General features: G+C 65.0%; 16 protein-coding genes. 4 read left to right on the top strand and 12 right to left on the bottom strand.

The genetic code is table 11. The features are described 5' to 3' along the window. The 3 genes from L6D64_RS24895 to mnxG all read right to left on the bottom strand — a co-directional run. A partial coding sequence (locus tag L6D64_RS24895; RefSeq protein WP_176510053.1) for an SCO family protein occupies nt 1-305 on the bottom strand: 305 nt, incomplete at its 3' end. Further along, a complete protein-coding gene (locus tag L6D64_RS24890) occupies nt 302-2,287 on the bottom strand; it encodes a cytochrome D1 domain-containing protein (protein ID WP_176510052.1) in 1,986 nt (661 codons plus the stop codon). The genes L6D64_RS24895 and L6D64_RS24890, both read right to left, overlap by 4 nt. Nucleotides 2,288-2,299: 12 nt before the next feature. Next, nucleotides 2,300-8,116, bottom strand: a complete 5,817-nt coding sequence (mnxG, locus tag L6D64_RS24885; protein ID WP_176510051.1) for a manganese-oxidizing multicopper oxidase MnxG — start codon at nt 8,114-8,116, stop codon at nt 2,300-2,302. A 419-nt stretch (nt 8,117-8,535) separates the two neighbouring features. Here mnxG and L6D64_RS24880 point away from each other — a divergent pair, with 419 nt between their 5' ends. Together L6D64_RS24880 and L6D64_RS24875 are read left to right on the top strand one after the other, a co-directional pair. Beyond that, on the top strand, nt 8,536-8,823 hold the full coding sequence (locus L6D64_RS24880; protein WP_054885289.1) for a hypothetical protein: 288 nt from the start codon (nt 8,536-8,538) through the stop codon (nt 8,821-8,823). Nucleotides 8,824-8,907: 84 nt separating this feature from the next. Continuing rightward, nucleotides 8,908-9,522, top strand: coding sequence for a Yip1 family protein (locus L6D64_RS24875; RefSeq protein ID WP_176510050.1), 615 nt, complete (start codon nt 8,908-8,910; stop codon nt 9,520-9,522). Between the two features lie 18 nt (nt 9,523-9,540). Here L6D64_RS24875 and L6D64_RS24870 read toward each other — a convergent pair whose 3' ends face one another. From L6D64_RS24870 to L6D64_RS24850, 5 genes are all read right to left on the bottom strand, one after another. Next, nucleotides 9,541-9,801: a DUF1652 domain-containing protein gene (locus L6D64_RS24870; RefSeq protein WP_054885291.1), complete on the bottom strand. Its 261-nt coding sequence runs from the start codon at nt 9,799-9,801 to the stop codon at nt 9,541-9,543. A 215-nt stretch (nt 9,802-10,016) separates the two neighbouring features. After that, a complete protein-coding gene (locus L6D64_RS24865) occupies nt 10,017-10,928 on the bottom strand; it encodes a DNA-3-methyladenine glycosylase family protein (protein WP_176510049.1) in 912 nt (303 codons plus the stop codon). Nucleotides 10,929-11,066: 138 nt separating this feature from the next. Continuing rightward, on the bottom strand, nt 11,067-11,954 hold the full coding sequence (locus tag L6D64_RS24860; RefSeq protein WP_176510048.1) for a pirin family protein: 888 nt from the start codon (nt 11,952-11,954) through the stop codon (nt 11,067-11,069). Nucleotides 11,955-12,050: 96 nt separating this feature from the next. Next, nucleotides 12,051-12,926, bottom strand: coding sequence for an alpha/beta fold hydrolase (locus tag L6D64_RS24855; protein WP_176510047.1), 876 nt, complete (start codon nt 12,924-12,926; stop codon nt 12,051-12,053). 21 nt (nt 12,927-12,947) lie between these two features. Then, nucleotides 12,948-13,577 (bottom strand): LysE family translocator, encoded by a 630-nt coding sequence (locus L6D64_RS24850; RefSeq protein ID WP_054885294.1) that lies wholly within the window; start codon nt 13,575-13,577, stop codon nt 12,948-12,950. Between the two features lie 138 nt (nt 13,578-13,715). Between L6D64_RS24850 and L6D64_RS24845 the strand changes: the two genes are divergently transcribed. Beyond that, nucleotides 13,716-14,195: a GNAT family N-acetyltransferase gene (locus tag L6D64_RS24845; protein WP_176510046.1), complete on the top strand. Its 480-nt coding sequence runs from the start codon at nt 13,716-13,718 to the stop codon at nt 14,193-14,195. A gap of 15 nt (nt 14,196-14,210) precedes the next feature. Here L6D64_RS24845 and L6D64_RS24840 read toward each other — a convergent pair whose 3' ends face one another. The 4 genes from L6D64_RS24840 to L6D64_RS24825 are packed head-to-tail and all read right to left on the bottom strand — an operon-like array spanning nt 14,211 to nt 19,751. Next, nucleotides 14,211-15,140 carry an aliphatic sulfonate ABC transporter substrate-binding protein gene (locus tag L6D64_RS24840; protein WP_176510045.1) on the bottom strand — a complete coding sequence of 310 codons (930 nt, stop codon included), beginning with the start codon at nt 15,138-15,140 and terminating at the stop codon, nt 14,211-14,213. A 3-nt stretch (nt 15,141-15,143) separates the two neighbouring features. Beyond that, entirely contained in the window at nt 15,144-16,187 is a 1,044-nt protein-coding gene (gene mgrA, locus L6D64_RS24835) for an L-glyceraldehyde 3-phosphate reductase (protein ID WP_176510044.1), read from the bottom strand. 8 nt (nt 16,188-16,195) lie between these two features. Further along, nucleotides 16,196-17,518: an LLM class flavin-dependent oxidoreductase gene (locus L6D64_RS24830; RefSeq protein WP_176510043.1), complete on the bottom strand. Its 1,323-nt coding sequence runs from the start codon at nt 17,516-17,518 to the stop codon at nt 16,196-16,198. 28 nt (nt 17,519-17,546) lie between these two features. After that, the gene (locus L6D64_RS24825) at nt 17,547-19,751 is read right to left on the bottom strand and encodes a TonB-dependent receptor (protein ID WP_176510042.1); all 2,205 of its coding nucleotides are present in this window, start codon (nt 19,749-19,751) and stop codon (nt 17,547-17,549) included. A gap of 257 nt (nt 19,752-20,008) precedes the next feature. Between L6D64_RS24825 and L6D64_RS24820 the strand changes: the two genes are divergently transcribed. Then, nucleotides 20,009-21,055: a LacI family DNA-binding transcriptional regulator gene (locus L6D64_RS24820; protein WP_176510041.1), complete on the top strand. Its 1,047-nt coding sequence runs from the start codon at nt 20,009-20,011 to the stop codon at nt 21,053-21,055. Nucleotides 21,056-21,134 lie beyond the last annotated feature (79 nt).

The raw sequence follows: 21,134 nt of genomic DNA, 5'->3' as shown, positions 1-21,134 counted from the left end.
CCCCCCAGCTGTTGCTGCACCTTGCCCATGATCGACGACACCACCGGGCACACCGTGGTGCAGCTGGTGTAGATGAAGCCCATGATCACCAGGCGCTCACCCACCAGGTCGTGCTCCAGGCGCACCGGCATGCCGTCCTGGTTGAGCAGCGGGACATCGGCAAAGCGCACGCTGGCCTTTTCCTGCTGCGCCATCGGCGGCGGCCCGGCGTGGCCTTGGTGGTCATGGCCGGCATGGGCCAGCGCCAAATTGCTGGCCAATGCCAGGCTCAGGGCAAGCAGCCGGAAACAATGCTTGGCGTTCATCGCACATGCCTCACTTCGGTCTGGGAAGCGGTAGCCGCTGCGGCTGGCAGCACGCGCAGGCTGGTGTAGTTTTCTTCGGCGAACGTGCGCCCGAGCGATGGCGATTGCACATGCAGGTACCAGGCGCCGGCTTCGGGCAAGGTCAGCGCCGCCTGGTACACGCCCTCACCCACCTCTTCGAGCGGCAGGTTGCGCGGCAGCGAAGACGGCGCCAGGAAGTAGCGCAGGGTCAGGTCGCCCAGGCCCACCCGTGGCCGGCCGTCGTCGCCGACGATGCGCACCTTGGCGGTGAATTGCGTTTGCTGCGCCATGGGCTGGTCGAGGCCGATGAACTCGGCATGCGCCCCCCGGCGCTCGCTCGCCGCCGGCGCGGCGGCCACCTCGGTGCTGAAACAGTGGATGATCTGCGGCTGGTTGAGCAAAAAGGCCACATCGAACCTGCCCGCCGCCGGCATCTTCACCGTCGAGCCATACACGCCCGGTGCCAGCTCACGCAGGCTGCGGTCGATGACCAGGGTGGCGCGGGCCTGGTGGCCACGGTTGTTGTAGCCGGACATCGGGGCGTTCATGCCCTCGGCGTAGAAATAGGTGGTGTTGTCCACCGGGTTGACCACGAATACCGAGTTGTCGTCACGCGACACCGCCAACCCTTGGGCCAGTGGCAGGTCGCCGGCCTGGCGGGGCGCCGCGGGGCCGGCTTCGAAACCCTGCACGATCGGCTGGCGCCCTTCGCCCAGGCTGCTCAGGTTGATCATGCTGACCTTGGGCGAGGCCAGGCCGCGGATGTAGGCATAGCCTTTGGTGAAGGTCAGCTGGTACGGTTCGGCCGCCACCGGAACCCGATGGATCAGCTTGTCGGTACTGGCATCGATCACCAGCGCCTGGTTGTCCAGGGTGTTGAGTACGATGCCATAGCGGCCATCACCGCTGAAGCGCATCGGCCCAAGGCCTTGCTCGGCCTTGACGATATGGCGCAGCTGATGGCTGCTGGCATCGATCACCCGCACCGTGCCCTCTTCGCCGTCGGTGACGTAGACCGCCTGGGACAAAGCCGAATACGCCACCGACAGCGGGTGCGGGCCGACCTCCAGGGTTTTCACCAGGCGCATCCCGGGGATGTCGATGATGCTCAGCGTGCCGCCGTCGCGGTTGCTGACAAAGGCATAGCGTGAGTCGGCGCTGAAGGCGATTTCGTGGTGCCCGGAGCCGGTGGCGAATGACTTCAGGGTGCTGCGCGCGGGAACGTCGATCACCGTGACACCGCCTTTGGCCGGGTCGCTACTGTTGTTGCCGACCCACAGCCGGTGCTGATCCGGCTGCAGGGCCACGCGCACCGGTGACTCACCGGCTTCAAGGGTGGCCACGCGGGTGAAGGTCTCGGTATCGATGACTGCCACCTGGCCACGCTCGGTGATCGACACGAAGACCTGCTTGTCGTCCCCCGTGGCCGTCCAGTCCATTGGCCGGCCCGGCAGGTCGATGCGCGCCAGGGTACTGGTGATGCCGCCCACCGACACGGTCGGATCGATCACGGTCAGGCTGGCGTCCTTGTTCAGCACCAGCAGAAAGTAGCTGTTCAGGTCGAGCAACGGGCGTGCACCGATGCTGCTCTTGAGGAACAGCGCAACACGGGCCTTGCAGCTCTGGTCGCGGTTGCCGCCTTCTGCCGGTGCCGACTGTGCCGGGTCGATCCAGGCCCCCGGCGCCATGCCCGACAGCGGCTGGCCGCTGGCCTGGTCGGTGACCTTGAAGCGGATGTTGGCGAAGCCCCCTTCACGCAAGTCGCCGCCGGCCAATGGCCGCGCCTCGAACTCCACCGTCACGCCATCGCGGCTGAGCCGGTGCAGGGCCTGCGGGTCGGCGGGCTGCTGCAGCAGTTCGCGCGGGTCGCACCAGAGCTTTTCGTACGCCATGCCCAGGCCGATCAGCGCAGCCCCCATGACCAGGCCCATGTAGGCAGAGCGAATATGTTTGTTGTTCATCTTCGCGCTCCCTTACTGGCCCACGGCGGTTGCCGGCGGCAGTTCATTGGTCACCCGCAGGATGCCCCACAGCCCCGAGAGGTTGCCGTAGGCGGCATAGTCGCGGAACAGGTAGTCGCCGGGCACTGCGTTGGCGCCACCGGCACTGGGCAACATGAAGCTGAAGTGCGCGGCTGGCAGCACGCTCTCCTGGGCGCCGATGTACATGGCCATCGGGTTAAGGCCGAAGCGCACCGAGCCGATGCCTGGCTGGTTCATCGGGTAGCCGTCGAGGTCATTCTTCTCGGCCTGGTAGCTGTGCAGCGGCCAAATGTGCCCGTCCAGCTGGTAGACCATGCCGCGACTGCCACCGCTGGGCATGACGATGTGGTTGCGCACCGGCTGGCCTGGCTTGGCGTACAGCACCGGGGTCAGCGGGTCGCCACCGACCAGGGCGTTGGCGTAGGCCATGTGAGCGTTGGGCACATCGGCGAAACCCAGGCCGTTGGCGTGGCCGAACGGCGAGTCCGGGGCCATGCCGAAGCGCAGCCACAGCGGTTCGGTGCGGTAGTTGACGGCCATGTTGCCGTTGTCCTGCGGGTCGCCCGCCGCACCATTACCTTCGGCATTGATGCCTTCCACCGGGCGACCATCGGCCCAGCGCATGTTCAGCGCGCGCTGCCAGACCGTGACGAAGTCGCGGTAGTCCGGCTGGCCAGTGACCTTTACCGTGGCCTGGGCGCGACTGGCCGTGTCTTCGCTCCAGGTGGCGGTCTGCGGCAGGACACTCATGGCACCGACCAGGCCCTTCTGCGGTTGCTTGATGAAGTCCGACGGGGTCAGGTTGAGGCCGCCGAACTCGATCGCCGTGGTGTTGATGTTGTCCACCGTGCGGCCCAGTTGCAGCACCGGCTTGCCTTCACGCTCGAGGTGGCCGGCGTAGTACTGGTACACCTTGCTCGGGTAGGCGCCACTGTTGCCGACCCGGGGCGGTACGGTCTGCACCGGGTTGAGGCCAACGTTGGCACCGTCGGACCTGGTGATGTCGTAGGCCAGCAACTGGGCGTGCAGGCCGACATGGCTGGACGGGCGCATCAGGTTGTTGGCAAAGGCGGTGGCACCTTCGCTGTCGTACCGGTCACGCTTGACCACGTTGTGCATCACCGCGGTGCTGGGCAAGTCCGGCATCACCTCGGGCAAGCGGTTCTCCAGGGTGATGCTGATGCAGTCGCCAGCGTTGGCGCGCAGGATCAGCGGCTCCACAGGCACGCCGGCTTTCAGCTTGCCGGTGCTGGCATCGAGGTCGGCCTTGCGCACGTACAGGATGGCCGTCGGGTCGTGCAGCGGCGCACTGTGGCCACCGATGCTGAACGGCATGCCGTCCTCGGGATCGACACCGCTCACCAGCGGGATGCTGGTCTTGCGGTTGTTGAACACCAGGGTGCCGCCATTGGCCTTGAGCGGCCCGCCGACATGCTGGCCGATACCGGCGATATCGTTGATGGCGACGCCGTTGCGGTTGTCGAGGATGTCGTTGGCCAGCGCGGCGACGATCTCGTAGCTGCGCTTGACGGTGGCGCGGGTGCCGATGCCGTTGGGGTTGGCCGTGGTTTTCGGGCAGATACCGTCGAAGTTCACGGTGTTGCGCATGGCCACCGGCTGCGGGTTGTTCGGCAGCGGGAACAGGTCGGCACGCGGGGTGGTGTAGTTGCGCATGATGCCCCAGATGCCGTTCCAGTAGCCTTCCAGCGCTGCGTCCAGCGAATACAGGTAGTCACCGTTGGTGGCGGCGGAACTGGAAATCATCGACACCGGTGCCAGGAAGCCAAGCTGCTCGGAGATGCCGATCATCTGCGATGACTTCCACCCCGAGTTGGAGCTGTTGCCGAAACCGGAGCCATTCTGCAGCCATTTCACGCCGTGCAGCGTCACGTTGTGCTCCTCTTCATGGCCGCCGGCATGCATGCGCAGGCGCACGTTGTCGCCGCTGTAGGTGCGCAGCATCGGCGTGAACGGGTCGCCCGGCTCGCTGCCGCCCCGGTTGATGTGCGGTGGGAACAGCGTGGTGCCACCGGTTGGGCCGACCGCCGAGGTGATCGCCGAAGGTGCCAGGTTCAGCGCCGGTATGGCACGGTCGGTGCGGGTCTGCAGCGCGTAGCTGAGGTCACCGCCAAGGCCCTCGGCCTGCATGCCGCGCTTGCCGTCCGGGCCGACCTTGTTCGGGTCGAACACGCGCAGGGCCAGCGGTTCGTTACGGTAGTTGACGACGAACATGCCGGGGTCATCCACCGAGATCGCCTGCGGGCATGGCCGGCTCGGGCAACCCGGCGTGATGCCCCCACGTTCCTCGACGATGGCTTCCAGCAGGGTCGACGCCTTGCCGCGTACCGGCGGGTTGATGGCGTAACGGAAGCTGTCGCCAGTGGCCGGGAACGACTGGGCATTGGGGATGCCATCCGGGCCGGCGCCAACATACACCCCCGCCTCGTAGGCATGCTGGAAGTCGCTGTACTCGAGGAAGAACTCTCGGTAGCTGTCGTTCTTGCCGTCACCGTCGTTGTCGCCGGTGTGGATCACCGCTTGCCACGAGGTCGGGCCGCCATCCTGGCGGGTGGCCGGGTTGTACAGCTTCTCGCCAGTCTCGGCGTGGTACCAGGTGGAACCGGCCGGCTCGGCCAGCACGGTGGCGTACAGCCCGAGTTGCTGGTGGGTCGATGGGCCGAGGTGGTCGTGGGTGAAGATGGTGCCCAGGCCACGGTCGACGTTGAACACGTTGACCAGCGGGTCGGCGAACCAGCGCTGCATGGCGGTGCGCGCGCCCAGCCAGTCGGCCCGGCCGAAGCGGCCGAAGTACGGATGCTGCTTGGCTTTCGGGCAGGCAGCGGTGCCGTCTCGAGGGTCGCCCTCGGTGCAGTTGTTGAAGGCACGGATGGCCTGCACGCGCTCGACCACACTGCCGGGCGAGAGGATGCCGTCTTCGTAGTTCCAGCCATTGGCCGAACCGTCGGCAGCGGTCAGGTCCCACTTGGGCAGGTGGATGTGCTGGCCGATTACGTCGGTCGGGGTGCGCACCTGGTAGTCGTCCATTTCATAGAACGACGGGATCAGGTTGGTGTGCTGGTACATGGTGCAGTCGAAGGTGTTCATGCGCATCACCAGTGGCTCTGGCGGGCGCTGCTTGGTGATCACCGGCCAGGCGTCTTCCCACAGGGCGATGATGCGCGCCTGCGGGAAGTGGTAGCCGACCTTGTTGTACACCGCGTCGAACTGGATGTTGGCGCCCTTGTAGATGCGCGGGCGATCGGCAGTGAAAGCAGACGCGCCACGGAAGTTGATACCGCTCAGGCTTTCGCCGCTGAAGAATTCGCCCGCGCCCGAAGACTGGGTCAGGCGTTTGCCGCGGTCATCCATGCACGGCTCGTAGAATGGGGCGCCTGCGGTCGGCAGCGCGCCGTTGGTGCGGAACGCCTTGGGCACCGGCTGGCTGCCAGGGACCAGCGCGTAGCTGGGGTGCTCGGCTGCCGCATGGAACTGCATGGCGGCCTGCTCGACGTCGGTACCCTCTTCCGGCAGGTAGATCGGCTTGGCCCGGTGCACCACCTTGGAAAAATCCAGTTTGGTGGTGGTGGTAACGGCTTCGCCGCCAGCGGATACACCGTCCAGCGCATGGCGGCCGAGTCCACCGTCCCAGCCATCGACCTGGTTGGGATCGAGGTTGGCCCACAGGGCTTTGCCGCTGTCCTTGAGCTGCCGGGCCAGGGCCGGGTCGAGCATGTCCAGAGGCGGGGTCGGCGGGCGGTTGCCAACGCTGCTTTCCATGCCGCCGATCCAGAACGGGTAGCCCGGGTTCTTCAGCGTACCGTCGGCATTGCGGTTGGCCTCGCTGCGGTCGACCAGGGCCAGCGAGCCGATCGCCTTGGCAGCGCCAGGCGGCTGGGCGTGGTCATCGTCGTTGGCGACCACCTGCTCGGCAGCGAGCTTGGGCACCACCACCACCTTGCCAGGCATCGGCGCCATGGCCTTGCCTGGCAACGGCACGATGGCCGGGATTGGCGTGCCGGCAACGATCTCGCCGTCTGGCAGTGCCCGGGCGCCTGGCGCTGGCTTGCCGCTGCGCAGTGCGAACGGCGTGCTGTGGAAGCCGTTCTCGCCCTGCCCGCTGACATCCAGCCGGGTGCCTTCCTCGAACACGTCATGCACCCGCCACATGGCCCACATGCCTTGGGCGAAATGCGGGTAGAAATGGCAATGATAGATGGCATCGCCGGCCACCCGGTTGCGGTTGCCCGAGCCACCGTTGGCGATCTCATAGGTGTAGCCGACGCCGGCACCGATACCCTGGGCATCGATGTAGTCGGAATTGTCGTCGTTGGGGTTGAACAGCCACTGGTGCCCGTGCAAGTGGAAGATGTGCTGCTCGTGACCGTTGTGGGTGTTACGAAACTTGGTGAAGTCACCGATATAGCTATGGTGCACGTTGGCCGGTTCCGCCGGGTACAGGGCCATGCTGGCCTTCACCCCGGTGGCACTGGCCGGCGGCACTTCGCCGGGGCGGATATGTTCGAGGCCGACGTTGGCCGGCACATCAACCAGGGTGCCAATATCGCCCACGGTGTGCGCACTGAGGAAGAACTCTTCGTAGGCGCACGACAGGCAGTCATGCATCGGCCCCACACCGAGACGGTTGGCAACCACCTCGGCGCCCATGCCACCGGAGCCGTAGTTGATCATGAACGCGTCGCGTGCCGGTTCCAGTACATGCCCCATCACCGGGTCCGCCCAGTAACCGGGGAAGGCCTGGGTGCCGGCGACCTCATCGGCGAACTGCGAGGCGAAGTCGCGGAACGCCTCGAGCCGGTTGGGCAGCGCCGGGTTGCGCTTGCCGATGCTTTCCAGTGGGTAGGTGGACTTGGGGAAGCTGCCATCAGGGTTGGGGCCCATGACGATGGCGTCGGTTTCGCTGCTGAGGATCTGGTTGCCGTCGATCATCGCGATGATCGGCTTGCCGGCCTTGCCCTCGGTGATCCAGGGCTCGCGCTGTGGGTAGCGGGCCTCGTAGTCGATCACCGGCTGGCCAGCGGCGGTGCGGCCGGTGGTGGCCAGGCGCATTTCTTCTTCGGTCAGGGTGTTGCGGTAGGTTCGCCCACCTTTGGGGACCACCACCACCTGGCCGAACAGGCCGTTGGCGACGTTGCCGGCAGCCCCTTCGCCGCCAAAGGTGGCGGCCTTGCTGGTAGCGGCGAAGGCCCCTTCGCGTTCGGCAAACAAGGTATAGCTGCGGGTGCTGCCGGGGCTGACCAGGAAGTTGCCGTTGCGGCCGGTGTTGGCAGAGATGTCGGCGATGCTGTTGACCGCCTGCATGCCGTTGACCTGAAAGCCGACCATGCGCTCGGCGACTTGCTCGTCGGCGACGAAGCCTTCGGCAGCTGGGTCTTTCGGCAGTTCGACGCCTTCGACTTGTTCCGCCTCGATGCCATGCTTGTTGGGGTTGGCCCGGTAGTCGAGCAGGTTGGTGAGGTTGACCGTGAGGCAGTCCCCGGCGGCCACGCGCAGCACGATCGGCCGTGGGCGCTTGTCAGGGCGCAGAGTGACCTTGCCCGGCACCGCGGCACCGCCCTTGCTCAGCGGAACCTGACGCTCGTCCACCACATCCTCGCGCAGGGCGAAGATCATGCCGTTGGCGTTCTGCGCGCCCAGGCGGTTGAACATCAGCGGCTGGTCCAGGGCCACCACGTTGGCCACCAGGGTGCGCTGGCACTGCACGGCAGCCTCACTCTCGCTGGTCGCTTCCCAGCCAAACAAGGCCAGGACCAGTGATGTCAGGACGGGGCCTTTGGACGGGGTCGACATGCTGCACCTCCGGAACACAGAAACACTGCAGAGAGGGCAGCAAGGTGTGTGCCATGAGGAAATAGCGTGCTATTTCAGTCAGTTAGAAATGGAAACGGATCAGTTTGGGGAGGATCCCCCATGGAAATTCCCCGAATCGGGGGGATGATATGCATTGTCGTTTCGGAAGATGGCAGCGGGGTTTTTCGGGCAGGCGTGAACGCAGATGATCCCCTGCAAGCGGCTGACTGACGATGCACCGCGCCACGCGGCCCTTCGTCGGCCCACTGCAAAAAAACCGTGAAAACCCATGAAACAAGTTGAACATACAGCTGCGGTAGGCTTCCAAAAGATGATACGTGCCATCCTTTTGCCAGGAGCCTGCCGCCAATGCCTAACCCGTCTTCCCTGCTGTGCCAGCGCCCAGGAGCCCTGCGGCCATGAAGATGCCCGGCCGTGCGCCCAATTCCAGCCTGCAACTCGACTACGTCCGTGACACCCTGTTCGGCCCGGTCGCCCTGAGCGTGGAATGCCAGTGCCAGCTCGCCCCTCTCAATCTGCAGGGCCGGCCTGGCCTGCGCCTGCATATCTGTCCTCCCTTGCCAGACAAGGTCGAGCGCGCCCACAGCGTGGCGTTCGTATGGGACGGGCGGAGCTATCATGGCGTGGTCCGCGATCAAGGCAAGTGCGGCGATGGCGGCTTGAACCTGCTGCTGGAACTGCAATAAGCCGATCAACGGCCACGCGTCAGGATGAACCTGATACAAGCGGCGGATCTCCATAACTACAAGGCTCGCCTTCTGGAGAACGCCATGAACAGCCCGTTGCTCAAACTCTTCACGCGCCCCTCCGACGCCTGGATCGACATCCGCCGCGCCGAAGAAGACCACCCGCAGCAATACCTGCCACGCCTGTTGGCGCTGGCCCTGATCCCTGCCCTGTGCCTGTTCGTCGGTACCACCACCTTCGGCTGGAGCCTGGCCGCAGAGGACCGCGTACGCTTGAGCATGGCCAGCGCCGCGCAACTGGCCGGGCTGCTGTACGCCACCACGGTGGTCGGGGTGATGCTGATGGGGGTGATGATCCGTTGGATGTCGCGCGGTTTCGATGCGCAACCGACGCTCAACCAATGCATCGGCTTTGCCGCCTACTGCGCTACGCCGTGGTTCTTCGCCGGCGTCGTTGGCCTGGTGCCGATCCGCTGGCTGGCACTGCTGGCGCTGGTCGCCGCGTCAGCCTACGCCACGGTGTTGCTGTACGGCGGCTTGCAGACCTTCCTGCGCCTGCGCAAAGAGCAGGCCATGCTGTTTGCCAGCTGCGTGTGGGGGGTGGGGTTGCTGTTGCTGGTGACCATCCTGGTATCGATGATCCTGTTCTGGAGCCACGGGCTGATGCCCGAATACGTGCGCCCGGCCAGCCTCGGCTGACCGGTACGCATCGGGTGCTCAGGCGATGGCCCTGAGTGCCGCCGGGTGGCTGTCCCGCAGGGTGTGCAACTGACCGACAAGATTCACCAGGTCGCGACAACTGTTCAAGCTCTGCAATGAGACCCCGGAGAGGGTCACGCCCTCCTCCAGGCTTTGCCCCTGACCCAGGCGAATGGTCAGGGTGGTGCCGTCCGGGCAGCTGACTTCGCAGCGGTCGGGCAGGCAAGCCTGCTCGATGATCTGCCGCATTTCCAGCATCGAAACTCCTATCAACGACATAGTACGACCCTCTCTGTACTGGATGGCCTGTTGTGTGTGAGTACGCCTTTGGCAGGCAGGGTGCCAATTGATATTGCGCATGCCCAAGCGGCCGTCCATGCGCCGGGGCAATGATCGTGCGGGGAATCCTTTAGCACCTTAGTGGAAGAACGGCGGGCAGCACTGCTCGTTCGATCGAATGCTGGCAGTTCGCGACAGGCGGTCGCTGGGGATGCCTAAGTGTCAGCCAGGGACGCCCACAGATGCTGCGCGGCATAGGCACGCCAGGGGCGCCAGGCCGGGGCGCGTTCGGCCAGTCGGCTGTCAGGACCTTCCAGTAGACGCAAGGCCTTGGCCAGCGCCACATCGCCCAACGGCAATGCATCGCTGGCGCCGGCCTGGCGCAATGCCAGGTACTGGGCACTCCAGGGGCCGATCCCTTTCAGCCGGCAGAGCTCGGCCACCAGCGGCTCCAGCGCCTGGCCGTTACGCAGCAATCCGGGTTGGTCCTTCAGCGCACGCGCCAGCATTCCGAGGGTGGCAGCACGTGCGCGAGGCATGCCCATGTTTTCCAGGTCGGCAGCGGCGAGCACGTCCGCCGTCGGGAACACATGCGTCAGGCCGGCGGCCGGAACACGCAACGGCTGGCCGTGGCGCACCACCAGGCGCCCTGCCAGGGTCATGGCGCCCGCCACGCTGATCTGCTGACCGAGCACCGTGCGCATGGCCTGCTCACAGGCGTCCCAGCCTTGCGGAACGCGCAGGCCTGGGCGTACGGCGAGCAGCATGGCCATCAACGGGTCGCGGGACAGGTCGGCGGCGATGCGCGCCGGGTCGGCGTCCAGGTCGAAGAAACGACGGATGCGGGCGATCAGGAAAGGGACGGCTGAGGCAGGCACACCGCTGAGCTGAATGTACAGGCGGTTGCCACTGGCAGGGCTGGCTTCGAGTACAGCGTGTTGGCCAGCCACGGAGAGACTGCGGCGATAGAGGCCATTACTGAAGGTTTCAATACCGGGAATGCAGCGGGCGGCCAGGAAGGCCTGGGTCGATGGCCAGTGATAGGGCGTAGGGTAGCGCAGCCACAGCGTGTGCTGGCGGCAGGCAGTGAGTGAGCGCTGAACGGCGTGCAGTCGGGACAGTGGCATCACTGCATCATGCCAAGGTTTGCCGGAGTTTGTACCGGCCTCTTCGCGGGTCAACCCGCTCCCACAGGATCGTCACTGCCTTGAGCAGAGTGAGAGTTCCGGGGAGCGGGATTACCCGCGAGAGGCCGATTCAGGCAGTCAATGATCCAGGCCAGCACCCTCGTCCGCCATCTGCCCGAAGCGCCCGGCGTGGAAGTCATCGAACGACTCGGCAATCTCTGCCTGGCTGTTCATCACGAACGGGCCATAGCCTACGATCGGCTCATCGATCGGCTCACCGCTGAGCAACAGCAGGCTGGTGCCTTCGAGCGCCTCGATCGCCACATCCTCGCCAGCGCGCTCCAACAGCACCAGGCTGGCCGGGCCGGCTTCGCGCTCGCCGTTGACGCGTACGCTACCGCGCAGCACCACCAGAGCCGCATTGTGGCCGTCGGCGATCGGCAATTGCAGGCTGGCACCCGCCTTCAGGCGCATGTCCCACACATCCATCGGGGTAAATGTCCGCGCCGGGCCTGCGTGGGCCTGATAGCTACCCGCGATGACCCGCAGGCTGCCGGCGTCACCCTCCAGTTGCACCACCGGAATGTCCTTGGCCAGCAGCGTCTGGTACCCCGCCGCCGCACGCTTGTCACGCGCCGGCAGGTTGACCCAGAGCTGCACCATCTCCAGCGAACCACCACTGCGGGCAAAGGCCGGGGAATGGAACTCTTCGTGGATGATGCCATTGGCAGCGGTCATCCACTGCACGTCACCTGGACCGATCAGGCCACCGGCGCCGGTCGAGTCGCGGTGCTCCAGTTCGCCCTGATAGACGATGGTCACGGTCTCGAAACCACGGTGCGGGTGCTGGCCGACACCGCGTCGCGCGCTGGTCGGGCTGAAGTCGTACGGGCCGGCATAGTCGAGCAGCAGGAACGGGCTGATCTTGCTGGCCAGGTTGTCATACGTGAACAGGCTGCGCACCGGGAAGCCATCACCCACCCAATGGGCGTGGGGACTGCGGTGGATACCCAGGATCTTTTTCATGAGAAGTCTCCTCTCTTGGCTGGGTTAACCTTACCAATGAGAGCAATAAGCCGGTAGCCAGTTGAAATGGCACTCATCGTTCCACGAACAGAACAATCATTCTGCTTTCAGGTAGCCCAACACCTGTTGTGCAGCCATGGCCGGGTCCTCCTGCATGAAGCAGTGCCCGCCAGGTACCTGGCGGGCACTGACTGCAGGGTTGAGGCGGGCCAGGCGCTGCACCGAATGCGGCACGAAGGGATAGGTGTCTTCGCCATAAAGCACCAACGTGGGCACCTGGAGGGAAGCCAGCTGCGCCCACATGCGCGACGGGAACGAGCTGAAAATCTCCACTTCGCGGCTGGGCCGGCACTTGAGCACCACCCCCTCGCCGCAGTCCCCGATCGCGTGCTCGACATACGCTTGCAGCGCCGCGTCGGTCCAGCCCTTGAAGATGCCACGCCCGTGCAGCGAGGCCCGCGCCGCGTCCCGGTCTGGCCAATGGCTGCGTCGGCTGGCAGCCTTGCGCGCCAAGGCATGCCGGCGGTGCAGGCCGAGCAGTGCGGCGGCGCCCATCACGCCGATCATGCGCCGGCTGAAGAGCACCGGGTCGAGCAGTACGGCACGGGCAAACAAGCCCGGCTGGCTGGCCAGCATCAACCCGGTCAGCACGCCACCGAAGCTATGCCCCACGGCGTACCGGGGAACCTCGCCATATTCACCGCGGCCGGCCTCGAAGGCCTCTACCGCCAGCGCGGCGGTACGGTTCCAACCACGGAAGGCCCCACCATGGTCGCTGTCACCATGGCCCTGGACATCGCAGAGCCACAGATCGAAATCTTCGCTCAGGCTCATCAGCAACGGCTGGTAGGCCAGGCAGCAGAAGCCGTTGCCGTGCAGGAAGTGCAGCAAGGGCTTGCCACTGGCTGGCGAGCGCCAGCCACGCAGGGTGAAGCCTTCGGCGCTGTCAAAGGACCAGGGAATCAACTGCATCGGTTTGCTGTACTCATCGCGTCATGAAAACGCCGATTCTACAAACAGCAGCGGGTACAGTGATATCACCAGCAGCAAGGCCATCAGGACATTGAACAGCATCAGCCAGCGCGGGTTCTGCAGCAGGTTGCGCAGGGCGCTGCCGAACATCACCCAGACGCCGACGCTGGGCAGGTTGACCAGGGCGAACAGCGCGGCGATGACGATCACATTCATCACGTAGCCCTGCGCGGGCGTGTAGGTAGTGATTGCCCCGACCGCCATCACCCAGGCCTTGGGGTTGACCCACTGGAAGGCCGCCGCCCCCCAGAACCCCAACGGCTTGCGCGCGCTCGGCGAGTCAGCGCCAAGCGGCCCTGAAGTGGCGATCTTCCAGGCCAGGTACAACAAGTAGGCCGCACCGGTGTAACGCAACACGGTGTACAGCACTGGCCAGGCCTTGAACACCTCACCCAGGCCCAGGCCCACGGCCAGCACCATGACCATGAAGCCGACGCTGATGCCCATGGCATGCGGGATCGAACGGCGCACGCCGAAGTTCACGCCCGAGGCCAGCAGCATGGTGTTGTTAGGCCCAGGAGTGATCGAGGACACGAAGGCAAACAGCACGAAGGCGGTCAGCAGGTCGGCAGAGGCAAGCATGGCAGGCATTCCAGAAGTATTGCAGGAGCTGTCACACTAACGGAGTCGCCTTACCCTGCGACTGGTACAGCTGCATTAAATTATGCACATACACATTACTGTACCGTTCACCAAGCGCACCCTCAGCCAAGCACAAGGAAGCCCTGCATGAGCTTGACCATCCGCCCCGCCGTTCGCGCCGATGCCGCGCAGATTCTCGCCTACATCACCGAGCTGGCGGACTACGAGCGCGCCCGTCACGAAGTGGTCGCCACCCTGGCCGATATCGAGCACAGCCTGTTCGATGAGGGCAGCACCGTGCACAGCCTGATCTGCGAGCGGGATGGGCAGGCCATCGGCTTTGCCGTGTACTTCTACAGCTACTCGACCTGGCAAGGCCGCAACGGCATCTACCTGGAAGACCTGTACATCACCCCTGAACAACGTGGCGGCGGCGCAGGTCGGGATGTGCTGCGGCACATCGCTCGCGAAGCCGTGGCCAAAGGGTGCGGACGCTTCGAGTGGAGCGTGCTGGACTGGAACGAGCCGGCGATCGGTTTCTACCGATCGTTGGGCGCCGAACCGCAAGAGGAGTGGGTGCGCTATCGGCTGGAGGGCGACAGGCTGTTGCAGTTCGCCCAGGGCTGAGCTTCGGTCAGCACGTCAATCCTGACGCCAGACCGCACCGGCAATGTCGACCCGCTTGGGCAACAGCCGGTTGTCGAAGAACAGCTGCGCGGTGCGCTGTTGCGCGGCGACGATTTCCTCGCTCACCGGTATCAACGGCGATGCCGGCCGGTGGCTGAAACTGCGCCGTACCACCTCCTCCGGCAGCCCCATGAACTGCGCCAGTACACGGACGCTGCCGGCCTCGTCAGTGCGCGTCAGCGCCTCAGCCTCGGAGATCTGCGCCAGCAAGCGCTTGATGAAATCGCCATTGGCTTCGACATAACCACGCGCCCCCAGCATGAATGGCCCGATCAATCCCAAGCCCTCGCCATCCGCCAGCAGGCGTGCCTTGCCTTCCAGATCGATGGCCGAATAGTACGGGTCCCAGATCGCCCAGGCATCGATGCTGCCACGCTCGAAGGCTGCCCTGGCGTCAGCGGGCGCCAGGTACACCGGTTGCACGTCGCGCATGCTCAAGCCCACGCTGGCCAGGCTGCGCAATAGCAGGTTGTGGGCGCTGGAGCCCTTCTGCAGGGCGACACGCTTGCCTTTGAGTTCAGCCACCGAAGTGATGGGGCTGCTTTTGGGTACCAGAATGACTTCGGCCTTCGGCTTTGCAGGTTCGGCGCCGATGTACAGCAGGTCTGCACCCGCGGCCTGGGCGAAGATCGGCGGAATGTCCCCGGTGGAACCGATATCGAGGCTGCCAATGTTCAGCGCTTCGAGCATCTGTGGCCCCGCCGGGAATTCGATCCACTGCACATGCGTATTGGCGAACCGCTGTTCCAGCAGCCGGTGCTGCTTGGCCAGCACCAGGCTGATCGAGCCTTTCTGATAGCCGATGCGCAGTGTCGCAGGGTCCGCGGCATGAACGGCACCCGCCAGCGCCAGCAGCACGAGCGCGGCAAAGCGTAGTACGCGCATGGCTCACTCCTTCCAGTCGGTCGAGGGCTTTTCCCACAGGTTGATCCCGCCTTCAACGGCATGGCGGTCGATTTCGGCGAGCTCTTCGAGGCTGAATGCCAGGTTGTCGAGTGCTGCGACATTCTCGGTGATCTGCTCCGGCCGGCTGGCACCGATCAGTGCCGAACTCACCCGCGGGTCGCGCAAGGTCCAGGCCAGCGCCAGTTGCGCCAGGCTCTGCCCGCGGCGACGGGCGATCTCGTTGAGCGCACGGGCGCGGGCCAGGTTGGCCTCGGACAGGTGCTGCGGCAGCAGCGAGCCGCCACCGGGGCGGTTGACCCGTGCATCAGCAGGAATGCCATCCAGGTACTTGTCGCTGAGCAGCCCCTGGGCCAGTGCGGTGAATACGATGACACCGGCGCCCAACGCCTCGGTGGTGTCCAGCAAGTCCTGCTCGATCCAGCGATTGAACAGGTTGTACGACGGCTGGTGAATCAGCAGCGGGACCTTCAACTCGGCCAACAGCGCGGCGATCTCGCGGGTTTTGTTGGCGGAATAGGAAGAAATGCCGATGTACAGCGCTTTGCCCTGGCGCACGATATCGGCCAGGGCGATCGCGGTTTCCTCCAACGGCGTTTCGGCATCGAAGCGGTGCGAGTAGAAGATGTCCACATAGTCCAGCCCCAGACGCTTGAGGCTCTGGTCAAGGCTGGCGATCAGGTACTTGCGTGAGCTGCCGCCCTGGCCGTAAGGCCCCGGCCACATATCCCAACCGGCTTTGCTGGAAATGATCAGTTCGTCGCGGTAGCTGCGCAGGTCTTCTCGCAGAAGGCGGCCGAAGTTGCGCTCGGCACTGCCATAGGGCGGGCCGTAATTGTTGGCCAGGTCGAAATGGGTGATGCCGGCATCGAAGGCCGTGCGCAGCAAGGCACGCTGGGTGTCGATCGGCGTCGCATCGCCGAAGTTGTGCCACAGGCCCAGGGACAGGGCCGGCAACACCAGGCCGCTGCGGCCGACGCGACGGTAGGGAATGCGCGCGTAGCGCTCAGGGTTGGCAATGTAGCTCATGCGTGACCTCACTCGGTAAAATAGGGATTGGCGGGCCGCTGCAGGCCCAAGTGCTCGCGCAGGGTGTGGCCCTGATACTGGCGGCGGAACAGGCCCCGGCGCTGCAACTCGGGCACCACCAGGCTGGCGAAGTCTTCGAGCCCCTGCGGCAGATGCGGGACCAGCACATTGAAGCCGTCGGCCGCGTGGCCTTCGAACCAGGCCTGCAGCGCATCGGCGATCTGCGTCGGCGTACCGATCAGGCTGTAGTGCCCTCGCCCGCCAGCGATGCGCCGTCCCAGCTCGGCGAGGGTCAACTGCTCCTGCCCCGCCAGTTCGGTCAGCAGTCGCTGGCGGCTGCGCTGGCCATCTTCAGTCAGTGGCAGCGCCGGTAGCGGGCCGTCCAGCGGGTAGCCGGACAGGTCGAAGTTGCCGAGCATGCGGCCGAGCAAGGCAACCCCCACACGGGGGTCGACCAAGTCCTGAAACTGCTGGTACTTGGCCTGGGCTTCGGCGGCACTGCGGCCGACCACGACGAACACGCCCGGCATGATCTTCAGTTCATCGTCGCTACGCCCGTAGCGGGCCAGGCGCCCCTTGAGGTCGGCATAAAACGCCTGGGCGCTGGCCAGGCTGGGCTGCGCGGTGAACACCACTTCGGCACTTTCGGCCGCCAGCTCGCGGCCGGCTTCGGACGACCCGGCCTGGACCAGCACCGGTCGGCCCTGGGGTGAGCGAGCCACGTTGAGCGGACCGCGAACCCGAAAGTGCGCACCCGCATGGTCGATGCTGCGCACGGCCTGCGGCCGGTGAAACTCGCCGCTGGCCTTGTCCCGGACGAAGGCGTCATCCGCCCAGCTGTCCCACAAGCCCTGCACCACCTGCTGGAACTCGCGGGCCCGGGCGTAACGCTCGGCATGGGGTATATGCGCATCGCGGCCGAAATTGCCGGCCTCGGCGGCGGCGTCGGAGGTCACCAGGTTCCAGCCGGCACGGCCGCCCGAGAGATGATCGAGCGAGGCGTACTTGCGTGCCACATGGTAGGGCTCGTTGTAACTGGTGGTGGCCGTGGCGATCAGGCCAATGCGCTCGGTCACCATGCTCAGCGCCGAGAGCAGGGTCAAGGGTTCGAAATGGACTGATCGGGCGCTGCGGCTGGCCAGCGCATCGCTGGGGGCGGCAACGCTGTCGGCGACGAACAGTGCGTCGAAGCAGGCCGCTTCAGCGATTTGCGCAGTGCGCCGGTAGCTGGCGAAATCCAGCGGGTCGGCGGGCACGTCCGGGTGACGCCAGGCGGCGACATGGTGCCCGGTGGCCATGAGAAAGGCCCCGAGACTCATTTGACGACTCATGCTCTGTCTCCTTGCAGTGCTCGCACAGTCAGAAATCCTTGCGCAGCTGAACGCCGAAATAACGCCCGTCATCACGCGGCACGGCCCGGTAGATATAGTCGCCGCCACTGGCCAGCATCTGCGCGTAGGACTTGTCACCCAGGTTCTTGCCCAGCAACGCCACGCGCCAGCCGTCGTTGTAGTCGGCCAGGGCAATGCTGGCGTTCCAGATGCCATAAGCGCCCTGCACGGTGTCCGGGTTCTGGTCCAGGCTGAACTGCACCGAGTCCTGCCAGCTGTAGTCGCTGGCCAGCTCCACATCCAGGCCGTTCTCCAGCGGGATCACGTAATCGGCGCGCACATAGGTCTTCCAGTCCGGCGTGAACGGCAGGCGGCCGCCGTCGATGTTGCAATTGGCCGCCGCCCCGACCGGGCAGTTGAAATGATCGACCCGCGCCTTGGTGTAGGCCGCAGCGGCGGAGAACTTGAGCTGACGGGTAGCCTGGAAGCTGGCATCGAGCTCGACGCCCTGGGTCTTGACCTTGCCGGCGTTGACCAGGCGGGTCACCACCTGGTTGGCCACGGTGTCGAAGAAGTTGGCCTGGTAGTTATCGTAATCGGTGTGGAACACCGCCAGGTTGGCCATCAGGCGGTTATCCAGCGCGGTGCCTTTCAGGCCGACCTCGTAGGCGTCGGATGTTTCCGGCTTGAGCGCCTGGGTATCACGCGGTTGCATGTTGAAGAACACGTTGTACGCCGGCCCCTTGTAGCCGCGCGAATAGGTGACGTAGCCGGTGAGGTTGTCGTTGAAGTCGTACTGCAGGCCGGTACGGCCACTCCAGCCATCTTCGTCCACCGAGCCGGAACTGGCGGTGGACGGCTGGATGCCGGTGACCGCCGTGGCTGAAGTCGATACGCGACGGTGGTCGTACTCGAGGTCATCGTGGGTCCAGCGCAAGCCGAAGATGGCGCGCAAATCGTCGGTGAAGTTGAAGGTGTTTTCACCAAACAGCGCGACGCTGTCGTTGGTCGTCGAGTAATCCGCCCTGCCCGTGTTGGCCACCCCGCCGTTGACCGAAAGCCGCTGATAGGTCTCGTTGGAGGTGCCGTGCATGTAGAAGGCGCCCAGCACGTACTCATTGAACTGCCCCTTGGGCGACGTCAGGCGAAACTCCTGGCTGTACTGGTCATAGTCCACGGTGCCTTTGTCGTGGGAGGCCGTGAACGGCAGCACAGCGCGACGGTCACCATCCTGGTACTGGGTGTTGTCCCAGCCACGCCAGGCGCTGATGGAGGTGAGCGTGTAGTCGCCCAGCTGCCAATCGAGCTGTGCCGACAGGCCCTGGTTCTCGTCTTCGACGTGGGTCTTGAAGTCACTGTTGATGTCGCGGTTATGCGCGCTGGGCACAACCGGGCGCAACTGGTTGGCGATGGCCGTGCTGGCGCTGGTGATCACCCCGCTGGGCAAGCTGTCCTCGCCTTTCATGTAGTCGGCGATCAGTGTCAGGCGCAGGTCATCGCTGGGCTCGAACTCCAGCTTGCCGCGGGCGCCCTTGCGTTGGTAGCCATTGACGTCGTGGCCATTGGCGACGTTTTCGACATTGCCGTCGTAGTCGCCCCACAAGGTGCTCAACGAGCCTTTGAACTGCTCGTTCAGGCGGCCACCGATGCCGAAGCGCAGGCGGTTTTCGTCGCCACCGCCGAAGTGCGAATAATCCACGTAGCCTTGAGTCTGTTCAGGGATGGCCTTGCTGACCACGTTCAGCACACCCGCCGAAGCATTCTTGCCAAACAGCGTGCCCTGCGGGCCGCGCAGCACTTCGATACGCTCCAGGTCGAGCAGGTCGAGGGTGGACTGACCAGGGCGGCCGAACACGACGCCATCGACCACGGTCGCCACGGTCGGCTCGACGCCGGGCGAGGTGGAAATGGTCCCCACCCCGCGAATGAACAACGAGGTGTCCTTGTTCGACGCGCCGGCGCGGTAATTGAGCGTGGGTACCTGCTGGACGATGCTGGCGACGTTGTTGCGATTGTCACGTTCGAGCTGTTCGCCATCGATCACCGAAACGGCCACCGGCACCTCCTGCAAGGTCGACTCGCGGCGGGTGGCGGTCACGGTCACCGCGTCCAGCGACGTGGCCTGCGGCGCGGGTTCGGCCGCTTGCGTGGGTTGGCCGATGGCAGCCAGCAATACAGCGGCGGCCAGTGGTTGGCGTTGCTTGAACGGGAATGCCTTGCGGTGTTTGTGCATGATGCGACTGCCTTGAAAGACCAGACCATGGCCCGCACGGGGCCGACACGGGTATTGCTGTGGGTGTCTGGTCTCGCTCGTGCGAGTGGCAGGCGCTTGCCAACAGCCGCGCTTGTTAGCGCTAACATCAACAAGTATCAGAGGCGCATGCTTAGCAGGTCAAATACCTAAAAATACGATTTATATTCCATAAAGCTATTTGCCACATCGGCCTTCGTTAGCGCTACCATCGCGGCATTTCCCATTGAGGCCAGCCTGTGAGCCAAGCCAAGGAACCCACCCGCAAGCGCCGTGGCGCGGGCCGTGTCAAGCTCGTGGACGTGGCGCGGGCCGCCGACGTGTCGGCCATCAGCGTGTCGCGCTACTTCAACCAGCCCGGGCAGGTATCCCCACCCCTGCGCGAACGCATCGAGGCCGCGGTACAAGCGCTAGGTTATGTGCCCAACCTGGTGGCGGGAGGCCTCGCCTCTGCCCGTGGCCGTATCGTCGGCATGGTCATTCCGAACATTTCCGGGCCGATATTCGCGCAGACCATCCAGGCCTTCAGCGACACCTTGACCCGGCATGGCTACCAGCTATTGCTGGCGTCCAGCTATTTCAGCGAGGCCCAGGAAGAAAGCGCCGTGCGGGCCTTTCTCGGCTGGTCGCCGGCAGCGCTGGTGGTGACCAGCCATTTCCACAGCCCGGCCACCGAAAAGATGCTCACCGAGGCCGAAGTACCGGTGGTGGAGATCTGGGACTATCGCCCGGAACGGTCGCCGCTGCAGGTTGGCTTCCGCCATCATCAGGTGGGTGTGCAGGCGTGCCGCTATCTGCTGGGCAAGGGCCACCGGCGCATAGCCTTCGTGCAGAACAGCGCGGCGGGTGACCTCAGCGCGCTGGAGCGGCGCGATGGCTATATCGAAGCACTGCGTGAAGCCGGGCTCGAGCCTTGGGTGTTCGTGCCGTCGACTGACTGCGCGCCGTTTGAAGCCGGCAAGCAGGCGATGCAGGCGTTGATCCGTCGCGACCCTCGTCCTGAGGCGATCATCTTCGCCAACGACAACCTGGCCGCCGGCGCACTCCTGGCCGGCCAACGTGCCGGGCTGCGCTTGCCCGAGGACATGGCCATCGTCGGTTTTGGCGACTACCCCTTCGCCGAGATGCTGTTACCCAGCCTGACCACCTTGCGGCCCCCGTCGCGGCAAATTGGCGAATTGGCAGCCATGCGGGTGTTGCAGCATCTGGGATGCGTGGCGCATGAGGGTGAAGTGGAACGCTTGAACCTGCTGCAATGCGAATTGATTACCCGGGAAAGCGCATGATCCGGTAACGGCAGCTGCGGCTGCAGGGCACCGAGCACAAGCCTGACGCAGCAGGCACGTTACACTAACGCCCAACCCT

The sequence above is a fragment of the Pseudomonas urethralis genome (assembly GCF_021602465.1).
Taxonomy (GTDB): Bacteria; Pseudomonadota; Gammaproteobacteria; order Pseudomonadales; family Pseudomonadaceae; genus Aquipseudomonas; species Aquipseudomonas vlassakiae.
This window is presented reverse-complemented; position numbering and strand designations above follow the sequence as displayed.

Bases quoted from the DNA above. Each gene is read 5' to 3' on its own strand.
- L6D64_RS24870 (WP_054885291.1), bottom strand. From the start codon at position 9,801: ATGTCGTTGATAGGAGTTTCGATGCTGGAAATGCGGCAGATCATCGAG.
- L6D64_RS24845 (WP_176510046.1), top strand. From the start codon at position 13,716: ATGAGCTTGACCATCCGCCCCGCCGTTCGCGCCGATGCCGCGCAGATT.
- L6D64_RS24850 (WP_054885294.1), bottom strand. From the start codon at position 13,577: ATGCCTGCCATGCTTGCCTCTGCCGACCTGCTGACCGCCTTCGTGCTG.
- L6D64_RS24890 (WP_176510052.1), bottom strand. From the start codon at position 2,287: ATGAACAACAAACATATTCGCTCTGCCTACATGGGCCTGGTCATGGGG.
- L6D64_RS24855 (WP_176510047.1), bottom strand. From the start codon at position 12,926: ATGCAGTTGATTCCCTGGTCCTTTGACAGCGCCGAAGGCTTCACCCTG.
- mgrA (WP_176510044.1), bottom strand. From the start codon at position 16,187: ATGAGCTACATTGCCAACCCTGAGCGCTACGCGCGCATTCCCTACCGT.
- L6D64_RS24830 (WP_176510043.1), bottom strand. From the start codon at position 17,518: ATGAGTCGTCAAATGAGTCTCGGGGCCTTTCTCATGGCCACCGGGCAC.
- L6D64_RS24860 (WP_176510048.1), bottom strand. From the start codon at position 11,954: ATGAAAAAGATCCTGGGTATCCACCGCAGTCCCCACGCCCATTGGGTG.
- L6D64_RS24875 (WP_176510050.1), top strand. From the start codon at position 8,908: ATGAACAGCCCGTTGCTCAAACTCTTCACGCGCCCCTCCGACGCCTGG.
- L6D64_RS24825 (WP_176510042.1), bottom strand. From the start codon at position 19,751: ATGCACAAACACCGCAAGGCATTCCCGTTCAAGCAACGCCAACCACTG.
- L6D64_RS24840 (WP_176510045.1), bottom strand. From the start codon at position 15,140: ATGCGCGTACTACGCTTTGCCGCGCTCGTGCTGCTGGCGCTGGCGGGT.
- L6D64_RS24865 (WP_176510049.1), bottom strand. From the start codon at position 10,928: ATGCCACTGTCCCGACTGCACGCCGTTCAGCGCTCACTCACTGCCTGC.
- mnxG (WP_176510051.1), bottom strand. From the start codon at position 8,116: ATGTCGACCCCGTCCAAAGGCCCCGTCCTGACATCACTGGTCCTGGCC.
- L6D64_RS24880 (WP_054885289.1), top strand. From the start codon at position 8,536: ATGAAGATGCCCGGCCGTGCGCCCAATTCCAGCCTGCAACTCGACTAC.